Source organism: Pseudomonas paraeruginosa (assembly GCF_003025345.2).
GTDB classification, from domain to species: Bacteria; Pseudomonadota; Gammaproteobacteria; order Pseudomonadales; family Pseudomonadaceae; genus Pseudomonas; species Pseudomonas paraeruginosa.
In genome coordinates, this window is record NZ_CP020560.1 from 368,352 (window position 1) to 384,706 (window position 16,355).

At 67.8% G+C, this 16,355-nt stretch carries 16 protein-coding genes and 1 pseudogene; 5 read left to right on the plus strand and 12 right to left on the minus strand.

What is annotated here, in order from left to right:
* Window positions 1-11 precede the first annotated feature (11 nt).
* The 4 genes from mutM to B7D75_RS01770 all read left to right on the plus strand — a co-directional run bounded on the left by mutM (window position 12) and on the right by B7D75_RS01770 (window position 3,196).
* On the plus strand, window positions 12-824 hold the full coding sequence (gene mutM, locus B7D75_RS01755; protein WP_004368457.1) for a bifunctional DNA-formamidopyrimidine glycosylase/DNA-(apurinic or apyrimidinic site) lyase: 813 nt from the start codon (window positions 12-14) through the stop codon (window positions 822-824).
* 76 nt (window positions 825-900) lie between these two features.
* A complete protein-coding gene (locus B7D75_RS01760) occupies window positions 901-1,479 on the plus strand; it encodes a lysophospholipid acyltransferase family protein (protein ID WP_012073968.1) in 579 nt (192 codons plus the stop codon).
* 83 nt (window positions 1,480-1,562) lie between these two features.
* Window positions 1,563-1,907: a hypothetical protein gene (locus B7D75_RS01765; protein ID WP_012073969.1), complete on the plus strand. Its 345-nt coding sequence runs from the start codon at window positions 1,563-1,565 to the stop codon at window positions 1,905-1,907.
* Window positions 1,908-2,206: 299 nt separating this feature from the next.
* Window positions 2,207-3,196: a tetratricopeptide repeat protein gene (locus B7D75_RS01770; protein WP_107113685.1), complete on the plus strand. Its 990-nt coding sequence runs from the start codon at window positions 2,207-2,209 to the stop codon at window positions 3,194-3,196.
* A 103-nt stretch (window positions 3,197-3,299) separates the two neighbouring features.
* On the opposite strand, the gene ggt is transcribed toward B7D75_RS01770, so the two are convergent.
* The 6 genes from ggt to B7D75_RS01800 all read right to left on the minus strand — a co-directional run bounded on the left by ggt (window position 3,300) and on the right by B7D75_RS01800 (window position 9,821).
* Window positions 3,300-5,033, minus strand: coding sequence for a gamma-glutamyltransferase (gene ggt / locus B7D75_RS01775; RefSeq protein ID WP_107113686.1), 1,734 nt, complete (start codon window positions 5,031-5,033; stop codon window positions 3,300-3,302).
* Between the two features lie 127 nt (window positions 5,034-5,160).
* Window positions 5,161-5,412 (minus strand): YfhL family 4Fe-4S dicluster ferredoxin, encoded by a 252-nt coding sequence (locus B7D75_RS01780; RefSeq protein WP_012073972.1) that lies wholly within the window; start codon window positions 5,410-5,412, stop codon window positions 5,161-5,163.
* Between the two features lie 119 nt (window positions 5,413-5,531).
* Complete coding sequence (coaD, locus tag B7D75_RS01785; RefSeq protein ID WP_003084466.1) at window positions 5,532-6,011, minus strand: pantetheine-phosphate adenylyltransferase; 480 nt, start codon at window positions 6,009-6,011, stop codon at window positions 5,532-5,534.
* A 129-nt stretch (window positions 6,012-6,140) separates the two neighbouring features.
* On the minus strand, window positions 6,141-7,733 hold the full coding sequence (locus tag B7D75_RS01790; RefSeq protein ID WP_003154458.1) for a GMC family oxidoreductase: 1,593 nt from the start codon (window positions 7,731-7,733) through the stop codon (window positions 6,141-6,143).
* A 54-nt stretch (window positions 7,734-7,787) separates the two neighbouring features.
* A complete protein-coding gene (locus tag B7D75_RS01795) occupies window positions 7,788-8,336 on the minus strand; it encodes a hypothetical protein (RefSeq protein ID WP_003154456.1) in 549 nt (182 codons plus the stop codon).
* Window positions 8,337-8,390: 54 nt separating this feature from the next.
* Window positions 8,391-9,821, minus strand: a complete 1,431-nt coding sequence (locus tag B7D75_RS01800) for a coniferyl aldehyde dehydrogenase (RefSeq protein WP_043103775.1) — start codon at window positions 9,819-9,821, stop codon at window positions 8,391-8,393.
* 288 nt (window positions 9,822-10,109) lie between these two features.
* On the opposite strand from B7D75_RS01800, the pseudogene B7D75_RS01805 reads away from it, so the two are divergent.
* Window positions 10,110-10,756 (plus strand): annotated as a pseudogene (locus B7D75_RS01805) (TetR/AcrR family transcriptional regulator).
* Here the strand turns inward: B7D75_RS01805 and B7D75_RS01810 are convergent.
* The 6 genes from B7D75_RS01810 to B7D75_RS01835 all read right to left on the minus strand — a co-directional run bounded on the left by B7D75_RS01810 (window position 10,741) and on the right by B7D75_RS01835 (window position 16,289).
* On the minus strand, window positions 10,741-11,151 hold the full coding sequence (locus tag B7D75_RS01810) for a GNAT family N-acetyltransferase (RefSeq protein WP_053813237.1): 411 nt from the start codon (window positions 11,149-11,151) through the stop codon (window positions 10,741-10,743). The pseudogene B7D75_RS01805 and the gene B7D75_RS01810 overlap by 16 nt on opposite strands.
* Window positions 11,152-11,213: 62 nt before the next feature.
* Entirely contained in the window at window positions 11,214-12,212 is a 999-nt protein-coding gene (locus B7D75_RS01815) for a hydrolase (RefSeq protein ID WP_034079244.1), read from the minus strand.
* A 34-nt stretch (window positions 12,213-12,246) separates the two neighbouring features.
* Complete coding sequence (locus B7D75_RS01820) at window positions 12,247-12,813, minus strand: hypothetical protein (protein WP_034079243.1); 567 nt, start codon at window positions 12,811-12,813, stop codon at window positions 12,247-12,249.
* A complete protein-coding gene (gene rsmD / locus B7D75_RS01825) occupies window positions 12,810-13,412 on the minus strand; it encodes a 16S rRNA (guanine(966)-N(2))-methyltransferase RsmD (RefSeq protein WP_033997953.1) in 603 nt (200 codons plus the stop codon). Before rsmD ends, B7D75_RS01820 begins: the two co-directional genes overlap by 4 nt.
* The gene (locus B7D75_RS01830; protein ID WP_012073980.1) at window positions 13,412-14,899 is read right to left on the minus strand and encodes a M16 family metallopeptidase; all 1,488 of its coding nucleotides are present in this window, start codon (window positions 14,897-14,899) and stop codon (window positions 13,412-13,414) included. Before B7D75_RS01830 ends, rsmD begins: the two co-directional genes overlap by 1 nt.
* On the minus strand, window positions 14,892-16,289 hold the full coding sequence (locus B7D75_RS01835) for a M16 family metallopeptidase (protein ID WP_079385082.1): 1,398 nt from the start codon (window positions 16,287-16,289) through the stop codon (window positions 14,892-14,894). Before B7D75_RS01835 ends, B7D75_RS01830 begins: the two co-directional genes overlap by 8 nt.
* Window positions 16,290-16,355 lie beyond the last annotated feature (66 nt).

Below are 16,355 nucleotides of genomic sequence, written 5' to 3' on the forward strand. Positions count from 1 at the left end.
TTGCTGCCGCCATGCCTGAACTACCCGAAGTCGAAACCACCCGCCGGGGCATCGCCCCCTACCTCGAAGGCCAGCGCGTCGAGCGCGTCATCGTGCGCGAGCGGCGCCTGCGCTGGCCGATCCCCGAAGACCTGGACGTGCGCCTGTCCGGACAACGCATCGTCAGCGTCGAGCGGCGCGCCAAGTACCTGCTGCTGGGCGCCGAGGCCGGCACCCTGATCAGCCACCTCGGCATGTCCGGCAGCCTGCGGCTGGTCGAGAGCGGCACCCCGGCCAGCCGCCACGAGCACGTCGACATCGAGCTGGCCTCCGGGATGTCCCTGCGCTACACCGACCCGCGGCGCTTCGGCGCGATGCTCTGGAGCCTGGCTCCGCTGGAGCACGAACTGCTGCGCAACCTCGGTCCGGAACCCTTGACCGATGCCTTCGCCGGCCAGCGTCTGTTCGAGCTGTCGCGTGGGCGGAGCATGGCGGTCAAACCGTTCATCATGGACAACGCGGTGGTGGTCGGGGTCGGCAATATCTACGCCAGCGAAGCGCTGTTCGCCGCCGGCATCGACCCGCGCAAGCCCGCCGGGAGCATCTCCAAGGCGCGCTACCTGCGCCTGGCCGAGGAGATCAAGCGGATCCTGGCGATCGCCATCGAGCGCGGCGGCACCACCCTGCGCGATTTCGTCGGCGGCGACGGCCAGCCCGGTTACTTCCAGCAGGAATTGTTCGTCTACGGTCGTGGCGGGGAGTTCTGCAAGGTCTGCGGCAGCACCCTGCGCGAGATCCGCCTAGGCCAGCGCGCCAGCGTGTACTGCCCGCGCTGCCAACGCTGAAACGCCGCGCAGCGCGTACTCTACCGCCAGAAGAAGGGCCGCCACGGTGAGCGGCCTGCCATAAGAAAGGTGCACGATGTCCGGCAACTACCTGCCTCGCAATACCCTGGTCGAGTCGCTCGGCCATGCCATGCTGAAACTCTCCGGCTGGAAGATCGAGGGCCAATTGCCCGCGCTCGACAAGTTCGTGGTGATCGGCGCCCACCACACCTCGAACTGGGACTTCGTGGCCTTCCTCGCCGCCAAGTTCGTCCTGCGCCTGAACGCCCGCTGGTTCGGCAAGCACACCCTGTTCAACGGCCCGCTGGGCGGACTGATGCGGCGCTGGGGCGGCATCCCGATCCAGCGCCATCTGAAGCTGAATACCGTAGACCAGGCGATCCAGGCCTTCGGCGAGCACCGCGAGTTCATGCTGATCATCGCCCCGGAAGGCACGCGCAAGAAGGTCGACCGCTGGCGCATGGGCTTCTACCACATCGCCCGCGGCGCCGGCGTGCCGGTGGTGCCGGCGGCTCTGGACTACGAGAACCGGCGGATCGTCATCGGCGAACCCTTCTGGCCGACCGGCAACGAGGACGCCGACCTGCGCGGCCTGATCGGCTTCTACCGGCCGTTCATCCCGAAAAAGCCGCACTACGCATTCCTCGGCGATTGAAGGCGGTCACGCTGGCACTACCCGCAGCGCTGTTATAGTTAGGCGATATCTGCCCAACCAAAAAACCAGAAAGGACCGCCTCCATGAACCTGTTTCGCACCACCGCGCTCGTGCTGGCGCTGACCACCGGGCTGTCGTCGATGCCCGCGCTGGCGGATGCCGTACAGGAAAACGCCAGCGGCGACCCGATGTACACCGCCGACGCGCCACCCGCGTACGCCATGATCGGCGACCTGCTCATCGCCCGTCCGTTCCTGATCGCCGCCACGGCCATCGGCGCCGTGGCCTTCGTGGTCAGCCTGCCGTTCACCGCGGCCAGCGGCAGCGTTGGCAAGGCCGGGCAGGCGCTGGTGGTCGATCCGGGCAAGGAAGCCTTCGTCCGTTGCCTGGGCTGCACCACCAGCGGCTACAACCACGACGAAAGCTGAGTTTTCAGCGGGATGAAAAAAAGCCGGTCATCGACCGGCTTTTTGTTTTCTCGATGCATTGCAGGGGCCAACCCGCCCCGGAGATCGGGTCAAGCTTTTTCTTCCACCACGGCAGGTGGCAGGCCATGCCTGTACTGATGCGGCAGCTATGGCGGCGCATCTGCGATGACAGGGGTTCCGCTTGGACCATACCCTGCACTTGATCGGACTCTCCGATGGTGACAGTGTCCTGCAGAGCAAAGGTCACAAGGTCGACCAGGGCTGGTCGACCGACTCAACCACGATAAGGATTTTCGCGTATGTTCAGCCAGTGGGTATTCTTCTTCCTCCTCGCTCTTGCCGTACCTTCATTCGCCTGGGCTGAGGACGCAACGTCCGACTTCGCTAGCGAGCGGTCCGAGGCCGGGCTGGACGACCGGCGCGGCGATGAGCCGCTCGCCGAATTCACCCGCCTCCGCCAGGCCGCCGAGACGGGCGAGCCGCAGGCCCTGTTCGATTTCGGCGCCTACTTCTACCAGCAGCAGAACTACGTCAGCGCGCGCGAATGGTGGGGCAAGGCTGCCGGCGCGGGGATGGCCCGCGCGCAGATCCAGCTGGCCATGCTCTATCGCGATGGTGACGGCGGTCGCGAGGACAAGACCGAGGCGGCACGCTGGTTCCGGAAGGCCGCGGAGCAGGGGGATGCCGGCGCCCAGAATGAAATGGGCGTTCTCTACTGGAGAGGCGAGGGGGTCGACCAGGACCGGGTCAAGGCCGGGAGCTGGTTCGAACGTGCGGCGGCCAGCGGTAGCGAAGACGCCGAAACCAATCTGGGATGGTTCTACCTGGACGACTTGCAGAGCGATTCTGCCGTCCCTTCCTCCGACGAGGAAGCCGCCCTGCTGGACCGCTATGCCGCCAGCCGGGAAAAGGCCTTCCAGTGGTTCTGCAAGGCAGCGAGCCAAGGGGATGCCCGCGCCCAGTTCAAGGTGGGCGAGGCCTACTGGAACGGTTCCGGTGCCGGGATGAACAAGCTGCAAGCGCGGCTCTGGCTGGAAAAGGCCGCGCAGCAGCAGGATGCGGATGCCATCGCCTGGCTGGAGAGCGCCGACCAGGCTGCCTGGTATACCCGCCTGGAAAACTGGGTTCACGCTGCGCTGGATGGAGAGCTGTCCGGCATCGCCGACTGCTCCGGTGCCGCCGATCGCCGGCACTCCGGCCGTGGGGTGGAGAGTGCACCGTCCGAGCCGGAGGCGGTGGAAATCGGTGCGGAGGATGCGATACAGGCGGCCGAAGCGGCGAGCCAGTGAGGCCCGCCGCCTGGATTGCCCGCCGGACTCGTCGGCGAAATCCCTACGCGGCGCCTAACTGGGTGAGATCGTCGAACATTTTTCAGCGCCGTCTCTCGTTTGTTCAGTGCGGCCGAGGCTGCGCTTGCGCCTCCAGGGACAGAGACGAGTAGCCGATCCCGCGTGGGTCGCTGGCGGCGTCTACGCGGCCGCTACGCTTGTCCCAATAGAGCACCTGCTGGTTGCCGTAGCTGCGCTCCAGACGCTTGAGCTGATAGCCGCGCCGACGCAGCTCGGCGGCCTCGGCATCGCTGAAGGCGCGCGGTTCGTACTCGACGACGTCCGGCTTGTACTGGTGGTGATAGCGCGGCGCGGCGACCCACTGCCCGACCGGGCGGCCGTCGAAGTACTGCAGCATCGAGATCAGCACCATGCTCGGGATGCGGCTGCCGCCCGGCGTGCCGAAGGCGGCGAAGTCCGTGGGGCTTTCCAGGAAGCTCGGGCTCATGCTCGACAGCGGCCGCTTGCCGGCCGCCACCGCGTTCGCCTGGCTGCCGGCCAGGCCGTAGCTGTTGGCGCCCTGGGTGTCGGCGGCGAAGTCATCCATCTCGTTGTTTAGCACCACGCCGGTGCCGGGAACGGTGAAGGCGGCGCCGAACGGCAGGTTCACCGAGAGAGTGGCGGCCACCGCGTTGCCCTGGGCGTCGATCACCGCGAAGTGGGTGGTGTGGTCGCCTTCGCGCCAGGCCGGCGCCTCCGGCAGCGCCGCGCTGGGCGTGGCGCGGCGCGGGTCGATGCCGGCGGCGAGGCGCTTCAGGTAGTCCGGCGCCAGCAGCCGGGGCAGCGGATTGGCGACGAAATCCGGGTCGCCGAGCAGGCCGCGGTCGCGGTAGGCGCGCCGCAGCACTTCCAGCACGTAATGGGCGCGCTGCACCGGCTCGGCCTTCTGCCACGGCAGCTGTTCAAGCATCTGCAGGCTCTGCGCCAGGGCGACGCCGCCGGCCGAGGGCGGCGGTGCGCTGATCAGTTCGCGGCCGTTGGCCAGCTTCACCTCCAGCGGGCGGCGTTCGATCACCCGGTAGTCGCGGAGGTCGGCGGCGCTCCAGACGCCGCCGCCGGCGCGCACCCCGGCGAGCAGCTTGTCCGCTGTCTCGCCTTCGTAGAAGCCGATCCGCCCGTAGCGCCCGAGGCGTTCCAGGGTGCGTGCCAGCTGCGGTTGGCGCAGCAGGTTCCATTCGTCGGGAATCCCGCCCTTGTCGAGGAAGATTCGCGCGGTCTCCGGGTCCTTGCGCATCGCTTCCAGGCGCATGCTGGCGCGGTCGCGGTAGATCCGGTCGACGGACACGCCGTCCACCGCCAGGCGGATCGCCGGTACCAGGTTGTCGGCCAGTGGCTGGCGTCCGTAGCGGCCGGTCAGCTCGACCAGTGCCGCCGGCAGGCCGGGAATCGCCGCCGCCAGCGGGCCGTTGACGGACAGCCTGGGGTCGACCTTGCCGTTGCGCCGGTACATGTCGGCGTAGGCGGCCTTCGGCGCGCGCTCGCGGGCGTCGAGGAAACGGTAGGTCGGCTGCGCGCCGGCCTGGCGCAGGAGGAAGAATCCACCGCCGCCGAGGCCCGATCCATAGGGCTCGGCCACCGCCAGAGCGGCGGCGATGGCCACCGCGGCGTCGAAGGCGTTGCCGCCATTGGCCAGGGTTTCCAGGCCGGCGACGGTGGCGGCCGGGTGCGGCGTGGCGACGGCCGCCTGCTGTGGCGGCCGGGCGTCGCCACGAAGGCTGTCGGCTTGCGCCGCGAGGCTGAGCAGGGTCAGGCCGCAGGCGGCGACCAGGGTACGGACGGGCAGGTTCAGGAAGGACATGGCGGCTCACTGTTCAGCGGCGTTCGCGGGACGGGACCGCGAACGCCTCAGACTGGATTGCCAAGGATAGCCAAAAGCGCGTCGGACCGGGCGCGAACCGTCCCTGGAGGACAGGCGCCGGCGGGGATCAGGCCTTGCCGGTGATCTTGCGGTACTTCTCCATCAACTGGTCCTTGCTCTCGACATTGGCCTCGTCGAGGGGAATGCAGTCCACCGGACAGACCTGCTGGCACTGCGGCTCGTCGTAGTGGCCGACGCACTCGGTGCAGAGATTGGGATCGATCACATAGATTTCTTCGCCCTGCGAGATCGCGCCGTTCGGGCATTCGGGTTCGCAGACGTCGCAGTTGATGCAATCGTCAGTGATTTTCAGGGACATCTAACAACTCCAACCGCGACGGACAGCCACGGCATCGGTAACGGGAATGGCGGAATTGTGCCGCATCGGCGCCCGCAGTGCACGCGGAGCGCCGACGGGAGGCCGGCGAGAGGGACGGATCAGCGCTTGAAGCGTTCCGCCAGGGCGTCTGCCACGGCCGGATGCACGAACTTGCTGATATCCCCGCCGAGGGCGGCGATTTCCCGGACCAGGGTCGAGGAAATGAAGGAATACTTCTCCGACGGGGTGAGGAACATGCTTTCCACGTCGGGGGCCAGCTGGCGGTTCATGTTGGCCAGCTGGAACTCGTACTCGAAGTCGGAAACCGCGCGCAGGCCGCGGAGGAAGACATTCGCCTTCTGTTCCTTGACGAAGTGCGCCAGCAGGGTGGAGAAGCCCACCACCTCGACGTTCGGCAGGTGCTTGGTGACCTCCTGGGCCAGCGCCACCCGCTGTTCCAGGCTGAACAGGGGATTCTTCTTCGGGCTGGCGGCGACCGCGATGATCACATGGTCGAAAAGCCGTGAAGCACGTTCGATCAGATCGCCGTGACCCTTGGTGATGGGATCGAAGGTGCCTGGGTACAGCACTCGGTTCATCGCTACGTCCTGGCAGGGTTTCGTAAGGGAATCGGATGGTAGCGCAGGGATGCCCGTGCGGCCAAGACGCACGGGCCATCAGCCTTTAGCCCATAGGTCTGATGGCGCCGCGCCGGTAGCGCCGCCGGCTCAGGCCTTCAGGCGTTCGGCCAGCGCGCTGGCCAGTTGCGCGGTGAGGCCGTAGACCGAGAGCTGCGGGTTGGCGCCGATGCTGGTGGGGAACAGCGAGCCGTCGTGGATCGACAGGTTCTGCAGGTGGTGGTGGCGGCCGAGGCTGTCGGCCACCGCCACGGCCGGGTCTTCGCCCATGGCGCAGCCGCCCATGACGTGGGCGCTGCCCAGGCGCGTGCGGTAGATCTCCAGGCGCAGGCCGTCGATGATCTCCCGCGCTTCCTGCAGGTTCTTCGCGTTGTGCGCGTCGCTGTGCACCGGTCGCACTTCCCGGGCGCCGGCGGCGAACTGGATCTCCGCCATGGTATGGAAGGCACGGCGGATACCGTCCCAGGTGTAGTCGGTCATCCGGTAGTCGAGCACCGGGGTGTCGTCGCCGCGCAGGCCTACCGAGCCCTCCGCGCTGTCGGGGTGGAAGCCGTCGCGGAGCAGGGCGAGCATCATGTTGGTATGCGGTAGCTGTTCCATGCGCAGGGCGTTGTCGCTGCCGAAGCCGCCGAGCAGCACCGAGGCCAGCGACGGTTGCAGCGGCGGCACCTCCAGTTTGTAGGACATGCGTCCGGTGACGCCGTCGTCCCATTGGAAATGGTCGGAGTAGATCGACTGCGGTGCGCCGTAGAAGGGATTGATCACCCGGTCGAACAGCGCCGCGCTGAAATTCACCGTGTGCAGGAAGGTACGCTTGCCGACCCGTTGGCTCGGGTCAGGCGCCTTCGAGCGGAGGAGAATCGCCGGGGTGTTGATGCCACCACCGGAGAGCACGTAGTGCCTGGCCCGGACCTTGACCTTGCGGCCGTTGGGCGCCACGCAGCGCTCGTCCATGCCCAGGCATTCGAGGCCCGTCACCTTGTCGCCCTCCAGCAGCAGGCGGTTGGCGCGCGCCAGGTAGAGCAGCTCGCCGCCCTTGTCGAGAGTCGCCGGGATGGTGGTGACCAGCATCGACTGCTTGGCGTTGACCGGGCAGCCCATGCCGCAGTAGCCGAGGTTCCAGCAGCCGAGGACGTTGCGCGGGATGACCTTCCAGTGATAGCCGAGCTTCTCGCAGCCCAGGCGGATCACGTCGTTGTTGGCATTCGGCGGCAGCGCCCAGGGTGCCACGTGCAGGCGCTGCTCCATTTTCTCGAACCAGGGCGCCATGTCCTCCGCGCTGTGGCCCTTGACCCCGTAGACCTGGGCCCAATGTTGCAGGGTCGGTTCCGGGGTGCGGAAGCTGCTGGTCCAGTTGATCAGGGTGGTGCCGCCCACGGCGCGCCCCTGGAGGATGGTGATGGCGCCGTCCTTGCTCATCCGGCCGATGCCTTCCTGGTACAGCTCGGGGTAGGCGTCGGCCTCCTGCATCCTGAAATCGCTGCTGGTCTTCAGCGGGCCCTCTTCCACCAGCAGCACCTTCAGGCCGGCGGCGCTGAGGATTTCCGCGGTGGTGCCGCCGCCGGCGCCGGTGCCGACCACGACCACGTCGGCCTCCAGTTCCAGGTCGTGGTCCAGGCGCGAACCGTTGTAGGTTTTCCAGCCGCGGGCGAGGCCCTCGGCGAACAGATCGGGTACAGGCATGAATGCACTCTCAGGCTAGGCGGCTTCGGGCTTTTCGTATTGTTCCGGGGCGGCTCAAGCGATCTTCGGCGGTCCGGGATAGCCGCAGTGGGCCCACGCCTCGGGGCGGGCGTACCAGGCCATCATCGCCAGTTGCATCAGCGAGCTGTGGCCCATTCGCAACAGGCCGATGAAGCTGTTTTCCCAGCGCGAGAGGAACGCCCGCACGTCGTCGCCGCTGGCACTCTCCCAACTGCCCCAGATACCGGTCAGCGGGCCGCGGGTGAGCGGCAGGGCCAGCACGTCGAAGAGTTGCCGGGTGAGCTTGAACATCTCCGGGGAGAGTCGCGCCAGGTTGTGGTCGAGGCTCTGGATCGCGCCCTCCACGGCTTTCGGCATCTGCTCGGCGGAAACCGCGCCGAGCAGCATCACCGGCAGCAGCGCACGGAGGAACGGCAGGTCGGATTCGCGGACCTTTTCCAGGCCGTTCGCCGGTTTCTCCGCCGAACAGCCGGTGAGGCTGGCGGTGACGCCCGCGGTGGCGAGGAAAGCGCCGCCGATCAGGCCGACCTTCATCAGGCTGCGTCGGGACAGGCCGGCGCTTTCGAGAGTGGTGTCGCTCATTGTTGTTATGTCACCTGCAGCGTAGGAATGAGGGGGCGCCGCACGCGCCCCGGTTCAGCGCACGAACAGCTTGTAGACGAGCTTCTGGATCGACTTGCCGTAGGGGGGGTAGATCATCCGCGCGGCGTTGAAGCGCGGCTTGCTGAACACGCCCTTGGCCTTGCTGAAGGTGAGGAAGCCTTCGTGGCCATGGTAGTGGCCCATGCCGGAGGGGCCGACGCCACCGAACGGGATGTCGTCCTGGGCGACGTGCAGCAGGGTGTCGTTCAGGCACACGCCGCCCGAGTGGGTCTCGTGCAGCACGCGCCGCTGCTGTGCCTTGTCGTAGCCGAAGTAGTACAGGGCCAGCGGCCGCGGGCGCTGGTTGACGTAGGCCAGGGCGTCTTCCAGGCGCTCGTAGGGGATCACCGGCAGCAGCGGGCCGAAGATTTCCTCCTGCATCACTTTCATGTCGTCGCTGACGTTCAGCAGCAGCGTCTGCGGCAGGCGCCGTTGCTGGCCTTCGGCGAACAGCGGGACGAGGGTCGCGCCCTTCTCGCGGGCGTCGTCGAGGTAGCCCTGGAGACGGCCGAGCTGGCGCTCGTTGATGATCGCGGTGTAGTCGGGGTTGTCCGAAAGACGCGGGAAGAAGCCCTGGACCACCTCCTTGTACCGGCTGACGAATTCCTCGACGCGCCGGCTCGGTACCAGCACGTAGTCGGGCGCGACGCAGGTCTGCCCGGCGTTGAGGCTCTTGCCGAAGGCGATACGCTCGGCGGCGTCCTTCATCGGCACGCTGTCGGAGACGATCGCCGGCGACTTGCCGCCCAGCTCCAGGGTCACCGGGGTCAGGTTCTCGGCGGCGGCGCGCATCACGTGCTTGCCGACGCTGGTGGCGCCGGTGAACAGCAGGTGGTCGAACGGCAGCTTGGAGAAGGCCACGCCGACGTCCACCTCGCCGAGCACCACGGCGACCTGGTCCTCGGGGAAGATTCGCGCCAGCAGGTCCTTGAGCAGGCGCCCGGTGGCCGGGGTCGATTCGCTCATCTTGATCATCACCCGATTGCCGGCGGCGAGGGCGCCGGTCAGCGGGCCGATGGAGAGGAACAGCGGATAGTTCCACGGCACGATCACCCCGACCACGCCCAGCGGCTGGTACACCACCTGGGCCGAGGCCGGCTGGAATTGCAGGCCGACCGCGCGGCGCGCCGGCTTCATCCATTTCTTCACGCGCTTGGCGGCGTAGTGGATGCCGTGCAGGCTGGGCATGATCTCGGCGAGCAGGGTCTCGTCGGCGGAGCGCGCGCTGAAGTCCCGGTCGATGGCTTCGATCAGTGCCTTCTGCTCCTTGAACAGCAGGTCGCGCAGGGCCTTCAGCCATTCCACGCGCTGCGTGGCGTCAGGCATCGGCTGCGCCAGGTAGGCGGCGCGCTGGCGGACGAAGAGGGCTTCGAGCTGGTTGATTTCCTGCTGGCTCTGCTGCAGGTAGGCGATATCGGCGACCATGGGCTGGCTCCTCGGCGAAGCGTGGGCGGCTGCGTGGCCGCGCGTCTGTCGTTATGGCGGACCTGGCTCGGTCCGATGAATTTCGCTGCGTCGCTGGATTTCTAGAGTAAATACTCTAAAGTGTCAAACAGCATGCCTGCCGGCCCGGCGCTTGCGTACCCAACGAAAGGCGGGCCGGTCGTCGGCTGCCGCCCCGGGGGCTGACCCGGGCCGTCGGCTTTGTGTACCTTCTACGCTGTCACGGCGGGCCGCGCCCCGCACTGTTACCCGAACGAGCCCGTCGTCCCCATGGCCCCACGCATCAAGACCCGCGACCGCATCGCCCAGGCCAGCCTGGAACTGTTCAACGCCCAGGGCGAGCGCAGCGTCACCACCAACCATATCGCCACCCACCTGGGTATATCGCCTGGGAACCTCTACTACCACTACCCGAACAAGCAGGCGATCATCGCCGAGCTGTTCGCCGAGTACGAAAGCCACGTCGAGAGCTTCCTGCGCCTGCCCGAAGGGCGGGGGTGACGGTGGACGACAAGACCTTCTATCTGGAAGCGCTACTGGCCGCGATGTGGCGCTACCGCTTCCTCCACCGCGACCTCGAGCACCTGCTGGAAAGCGACCCGGAGCTGGCGGCGCGCTACCGCGCCTTCGCCCAGCGCTGCCTGGTCAACGCCAAGGCGATCTACCGGGGCTTCACCGAGGCCGGCATCCTGCGGATGAACGAGACCCAGCTGGAGGCCCTGACCCTCAACGCCTGGATCATCCTCACCTCCTGGGTGCGCTTCCTCTGCACCACCCTCGATCTCGACGGCGACCTCAGCGAGGCGCAGCTGCGCCGTGGCATCTACCAGGTGCTGGCGCTGGAGAGCGGGCACATCGAGGCGCAGGCCCAGGAGGCGGTGGACGGGATTTCCGAGCGGCTCTACGTACCGCTCTGATCGCGCGGGGTTTTCTCCAGCACCTGCTGGATGTGGATGCCATGGCGGCGGAAGAAGGCCTCGGTGCCGAGGGTGGCGTCGGTGAACAGGAAGGCGCCGCGGTGATCCTCGGCGAAGCGCCGCAGCAGGGCAGCGCCGACGCCGCTGCTCTGTGCGCCGGGCAGCACGGCGATTTCCGCCAGCCAGACGCGGATCGGGGTTTCTTCCTCGGCACGCAGCAGGCCGACCAGGCGGCCGTCGTGTTCGGCCAGCAGGTAGTAGCTGGAATGCTGGTAGAGCGTGCGCAGCTCGGCGGCCGGCATGCGCCGGTCCCAGCCGACCGCCGCGTGGATCGCCAGGATCGCCTCGCAGTCGGCGTCGTCGAGTACCGGGTTGTGGCGCAGCTTCAGATCCATTCGCCCCTCGTTGTCCTCCAGCCAGCGGCCATTCTGCCGTCCATCGACTGGCGCAGGCCAGCTCAGCGCTGCCGCAGGCGTGCCTCCAGCCAGTCGGGGATGCGCCGTTCCAGGTAGTAGCTGGGCTGCCGCGGCGAGCCGCCGACGAAGCCGACATGGCCACCGCGGGCATGCAGCTCCAGTTCGGTACAGGGCGCCAGCTCGCTGCGTTCGGGCAGGCTGCGGGCGAACACGAAGGGATCGTCGCTGGAATGGATGATCAGGCTCGGCGTGCGGATTTCCGGCAGGTAGTAGCGGCTGGAAGCGCGCCGATAGTAATCCCTGGCGTCGGCGAAGCCGTGCAGCGGCGCGGTGACCCGGCCGTCGAAGTCCCAGAAGGTGCGCATGCCCTCCAGCGGACCGAGGCGTTGCAGGGCGGCCAGGCCTTCCGCCTGGCCCTGTTCGCCGAACAGCCGCTGCTTGTCCTGCACGTAGGCCAGCATGGCCTTCATGAAGTGCGCCTGGTAGACCCGGGAAAAGCCCAGGCCGATGCGGTCGGCGCACTCGTCCAGGCGGAACGGCACCGACACCGCGACGCCGCCGAGCAGCGGGCAGTCCCCAGCGGTTTCGCCCAGGTACTTGAGCAGCACGTTGCCGCCCAGCGAGTAGCCGACTGCGTACAGCGGCGCCTGTGGGCGCCTGGCGCGCAGGTGCGCGACCACCTCGGCGAGGTCGTCGCTGACCCCGGAATGGTAGCCGCGCGGCAGGCGGTTCGGCTCTCCCGAGCAACCGCGCCAGTTCAGCGCCACGCTGGCCCAGCCGCGTTCCAGCAGGGCGCGCTGGAGGCCGAGGATGTAGTGCGAGGAGGAGGAACCGGTAAGACCGTGCAGCGCCAGCACCAGCGGGGTCTCGGCCTCGTGCGGGCCGGCCCAGTCGAGGTCGATGAAATCGCCGTCGGCCAGCCACAGGCGCTCGCGCTGTCGCTCCAGCGCCGGGCCGCGGCGGAAGAACGGGCTCCAGAGGGTCTGCAGGTGCGGATTGGGCAGCCACCAGGCGGGTTGGAAGGTCGGAAGCGCGGACATGCGGCGGTCACGAAACGGGGGTGGGATACCCAGCTTACCAGCCGAATTCGTCGGCGAGATCCTCGGCGCGCTGGCGCGAGCCGAGGATCGGCAGCAACTCGTCGATGAGTTGATGGCGGTAGCATGGCGCCACGCTGCAATCTTCCAGCAGGATGTCCTCGCCGGCGTCGCTCCATACCTGGCCGAAGCAGGCCAGGCTGGCCGCCATCTGCCACAGGTCGTCGAAGCATGGCGCGGGGTCCCAGCCGCCGCCGCCGTGCAGGTCGAACAGCACGCGCCCGCTACCGGTCTCGAGGATGAACGGATCGGCGCCCTGGTCGGCCACCACCAGCCAGTCGTCCTGCCAGCCCGCCAGCCGCTCGCCGCTGAGGCCGTGCCAGCGGTAGCCGGCCTGGCGCTGCCAGAGGCGGGCCAGCGACGGCAGGAAAAATGGATTGCCGGCAGTCTCCAGGGTGCAGTCGAGCGGCCCGACCTCGCGGTAGAAACGCTCCAGCTCGGCGGGCAGGGCGATGTCGCCCTGCCAGTCGCTGGCGGGTTGCGCGACGCTGCGCTCGCCGAGCGCCAGCAGGCGCTGGCGTATCGCATGCGAGGCCGGGTTCATGGCCGGTCGCTGCGCTGCCACAGCGCGTAGTGCACGTTGCCGGCCTTCTTCTCCCGGTGCAGCCGCCAGTTGCCGGGCAGGCCGAGGGAAGAGGGCGGGCTTTCGCTCTCGGTGTAGACCCAGGCTTCGGCGTTCAGCCAGCCGCGCGTCTCCAGCAGGCGACAGGCGTCCTGCAACAGGTTCTGGTGGAACGGTGGGTCGAGGAACACCAGGTCGAAGGCACTCGCTACCTGGTTTTCCAGGTAGCGCAGGGCGTCGCCGAGAATGAGTTGCGCGGTGCCGCACTTGAGGACGTCGAGATGGCTGCGCAGGGCCGCCACCGCCTCGCCGTTGGTGTCCAGGGCCAGGCCCTCGCGGGCGCCGCGCGACAGCGCCTCGAGGAACAGCGCGCCGCTGCCGGCGAACGGATCGAGCACCCGCGCACCTTCGATATGGGGCGCGAGCCAGTTGAACAGGGTCTCGCGGACCCGGTCCGGGGTCGGTCGCAGGCCGGGGCCATCGGGAAAGGCGAAGCGCCGGCTGCGCCATTCGCCGCCGATGATCCGCAACTGGCCCTGGCCGCCATGGCGGCCGGGGACTTTCGCAGTAGGTTTGCGCATCAATGCTCCGGAACGCCGCTGGGTTGCTGGGCCGGCTTGGCGGTGGGCGGCGGCAGGGGTTTCTGCGGCACGCTCGGGCCGGCGCTGACGATGACGAAGGCGTCGGCGTCCAGGTGCCTGGCCATGGCGGTCCTGACCTGTTCGACGCTGAGTCCCTCGACCTGCTTGAGGAAGCTTTCCAGGTAGTCCAGCGGCAGGCCGTAGAAACCGATGGCGCCGAGCTGGCCGACGATGTCGGCATTGCTCGCAGTGGACAGCGGGAAGCTGCCGGCCAGTTCGCGCTTGGCGTCGTCCAGCTCCTTCTGGGTCGGGCCGTTGGCCAGGTAGTCGCGGACGATGTCCTGGACCAGCTTCAACGCACCTTCGCTGAGTTCGGCGCGGGTCTGGAAGTTGATCATGAACGGACCGCGTGCCTGCATGGCGGTGAAGCCGGAATAGATGCCGTAGGTCAGGCCGCGCTTCTCCCGTACCTGGTCCATCAGGCGGGTGCCGAAGCCGCCGCCGCCGAGGATCTGGTTGCCCAGGTAGAGCGCCGCGTAGTCAGGGTCCTGGCGGTCGATGCCAAGCTGGGCGAGCATCAGGTGGGTCTGCTCGGAGGGAAACTCGATGTGCGTCAGGCCGGGCTTGGGTGCTTCCGGCTGGGCGGTCTTGGCCAGCGCCGGGCCCTGGGGCAAGGCCTTGGAGACTTCCGCGGCGATCGCCTCTGCGTCCTGTCGCGACAGGTCGCCGACCAGCGCGATGACCACGTTGCCGGCGGCGTAGGCCTTCTTGTGGAAGGCTTGCAACTGCTCGCGGGTGATCGGCGGAATGGATTTCTCGTCACCGTCGCTGGAGTGCGCGTAGGGATGTTCGCCATAGAGGCGCTTGAACAGTTCCAGGCCGGCCAGCTTGCCGGGGTTCTGCTTCTGGTACTCGAAACCGGCCAGGACCTGGTTCTTGATCCGCGCCAGGGCCTCCTCCGGGAAGGTCGGCTGGCCGATCACCTGTTCGAACAGCTTCAGCGCCTGGGTCCGCTTGTCGGCGTCGGACAGGCTGCGCAGGCCGGCCACCGCCATGTCGCGGTAGGAACCGTTGCTGAACGAGGCGCCGAGGTCCTCGAAGCCGGCGGCGATGGCGGTGGTGTCCTTGCCCGGCACGCCTTCGTTGAGCATGGCGTTGGTCAGCATCGACAGGCCGGGGCTGCCGGCGTCCTGGCTGCTGCCGGCGGCGAAGGTCAGGCGCAGGTCGAACATCGGCAGTTCATGGGCTTCGACGAACAGCACCTTGGCGCCTTCGGCGGTCTTCCATTCCTGGATGTCCAGCTTGCGATGGACCGGCGCCTGCTTGGCGACGTCCTTCAGCGACTGCAACTGGTTTTCCGCGACCGCCGCGGCATGGGCCGCCGCCGGGGTCTGGGTGGGACGCGCGACGAAATAGGCCAGCGCGGCCAGCAACGCGATGACGATCAGGCCGAGCAGGCCATAACGCAGCCCTGTGCGCTCACTCATGACGGGCCTCCTTTTCCTCGGCCTTCACAGGCAGCACTTGCGCCAGGGTCAGGCGCGACGGGGTGAAATAGGTGCGGGCGGCTTTCTGGATATCGTCCGGAGTCACTGCCTTGAGGGCCTCCAGGTCCTGGTCGATCAGCTTCCAGGACAGGCCGACGCTTTCCAGCTGGCCGATGCTGCTGGCCTGGGCGGCGATGGAGTCCTTCTCGTAGACCATCCCGGCGATCATCTGTGCGCGCACGCGCTCGATCTCAGCGGTGCTGGGCGGGTTCTGCTTGAGGTCGTCGAGCTGCTTCCACAGGCCGGCCTCGACCTGCTCGAGAGTCTTGCCCTTCTGCACGTTCGGCGTGGCCGAAAGGACGAACAGGCTGTCGCCGCGGTTGAACGCGTCGTAGTAGGTGGAGGCGCCGGCGACCAGTTCCTCGCCGCGCTCCAGGCGCGATGCCAGGCGGGCGCTGTAGCCGCCATCGAGCAGCGCGCCGATCAGGCGCAGGGCGTTGACTTCGCGAGGGTTCTCGCTGCTGCCCAGGCTGGGCACGTTGAAGCCCATGATCAGGTTCGGCAGCTGGGTGCGTACGTACAGCTTGAGCCGGCGCTCGCCGGGCTCGGCCAGCTCCAGCGGCTTGCGCGCCGGCGGCAGCTGGCGCCAGGGGATCTCGCCGAAGTAGCGCTTGGCGAGGGTCTTGACCTCGTCGGCGGTGACGTCGCCGACCACTACCAGGGTGGCATTGTTCGGCGCGTACCAGGATTCGTACCAGTGGCGCAGGTCGTCGATGGTCATGCGCTGCAGGTCGGCCATCCAGCCGATGGTCGGGGTGTGGTAGCCGCTGGCCGGGTAGGCGGCGGCCTTGAAACGCTCGAAGGCGAGGGCGTTGGGATTGTCGTCGGTGCGCAGGCGGCGTTCCTCCTTGATCACCTCGATCTCGCTCTTGAACTGGTCGGCCGGCAGGCTCAGGTGGGCCATGCGGTCGGCCTCCATCTCCAGCGCCACCGGCAGGCGGTCGCGGGCCAGGACCTGGTAGTAGGCGGTGTAGTCGTCGGTGGTGAAGGCGTTCTCTTCCGCACCCAGGTCGCGCAACACCCGCGAGGCTTCGCCCGGGCCGAGCTTGCGGCTGCCCTTGAACATCATGTGTTCGAGGGCGTGGGACAGGCCGGTGAGCCCGGGTGTCTCGTAGCTGGAGCCGATCCTGTACCAGAGCTGGGAAACCACCACCGGGGCGCGATGGTCTTCTCGCACGATGACCTTCAGGCCGTTGTCGAGGCTGAACTCGTGGGTGGGCTGGGTTTCCGCCGCCTGGGCGAAAAGCGGGAGACAAAGGCTGGCTAGGAGCAGGCCGACGCGGCGGCGAGCTGGGGTTTTCATGGTGATCTGGACCTTTCGTGCCGCCACCGGGGTCTCAGGTCACTGCGGGGCAGGACCCTTAGCCCCGTCGGGCGAGGAGATGCTAGGATACCC

Bases quoted from the DNA above. Each gene is read 5' to 3' on its own strand.
- B7D75_RS01795 (WP_003154456.1), bottom strand. From the start codon at position 8,336: ATGAGCGACACCACTCTCGAAAGCGCCGGCCTGTCCCGACGCAGCCTG.
- B7D75_RS01780 (WP_012073972.1), bottom strand. From the start codon at position 5,412: ATGTCCCTGAAAATCACTGACGATTGCATCAACTGCGACGTCTGCGAA.
- B7D75_RS01790 (WP_003154458.1), bottom strand. From the start codon at position 7,733: ATGCCTGTACCCGATCTGTTCGCCGAGGGCCTCGCCCGCGGCTGGAAA.
- mutM (WP_004368457.1), top strand. From the start codon at position 12: ATGCCTGAACTACCCGAAGTCGAAACCACCCGCCGGGGCATCGCCCCC.
- rsmD (WP_033997953.1), bottom strand. From the start codon at position 13,412: ATGCGCAAACCTACTGCGAAAGTCCCCGGCCGCCATGGCGGCCAGGGC.
- B7D75_RS01815 (WP_034079244.1), bottom strand. From the start codon at position 12,212: ATGTCCGCGCTTCCGACCTTCCAACCCGCCTGGTGGCTGCCCAATCCG.
- B7D75_RS01810 (WP_053813237.1), bottom strand. From the start codon at position 11,151: ATGGATCTGAAGCTGCGCCACAACCCGGTACTCGACGACGCCGACTGC.
- ggt (WP_107113686.1), bottom strand. From the start codon at position 5,033: ATGTCCTTCCTGAACCTGCCCGTCCGTACCCTGGTCGCCGCCTGCGGC.
- B7D75_RS01760 (WP_012073968.1), top strand. From the start codon at position 901: ATGTCCGGCAACTACCTGCCTCGCAATACCCTGGTCGAGTCGCTCGGC.
- B7D75_RS01800 (WP_043103775.1), bottom strand. From the start codon at position 9,821: ATGGTCGCCGATATCGCCTACCTGCAGCAGAGCCAGCAGGAAATCAAC.
- B7D75_RS01765 (WP_012073969.1), top strand. From the start codon at position 1,563: ATGAACCTGTTTCGCACCACCGCGCTCGTGCTGGCGCTGACCACCGGG.
- B7D75_RS01820 (WP_034079243.1), bottom strand. From the start codon at position 12,813: ATGAACCCGGCCTCGCATGCGATACGCCAGCGCCTGCTGGCGCTCGGC.
- B7D75_RS01830 (WP_012073980.1), bottom strand. From the start codon at position 14,899: ATGAGTGAGCGCACAGGGCTGCGTTATGGCCTGCTCGGCCTGATCGTC.
- B7D75_RS01770 (WP_107113685.1), top strand. From the start codon at position 2,207: ATGTTCAGCCAGTGGGTATTCTTCTTCCTCCTCGCTCTTGCCGTACCT.
- coaD (WP_003084466.1), bottom strand. From the start codon at position 6,011: ATGAACCGAGTGCTGTACCCAGGCACCTTCGATCCCATCACCAAGGGT.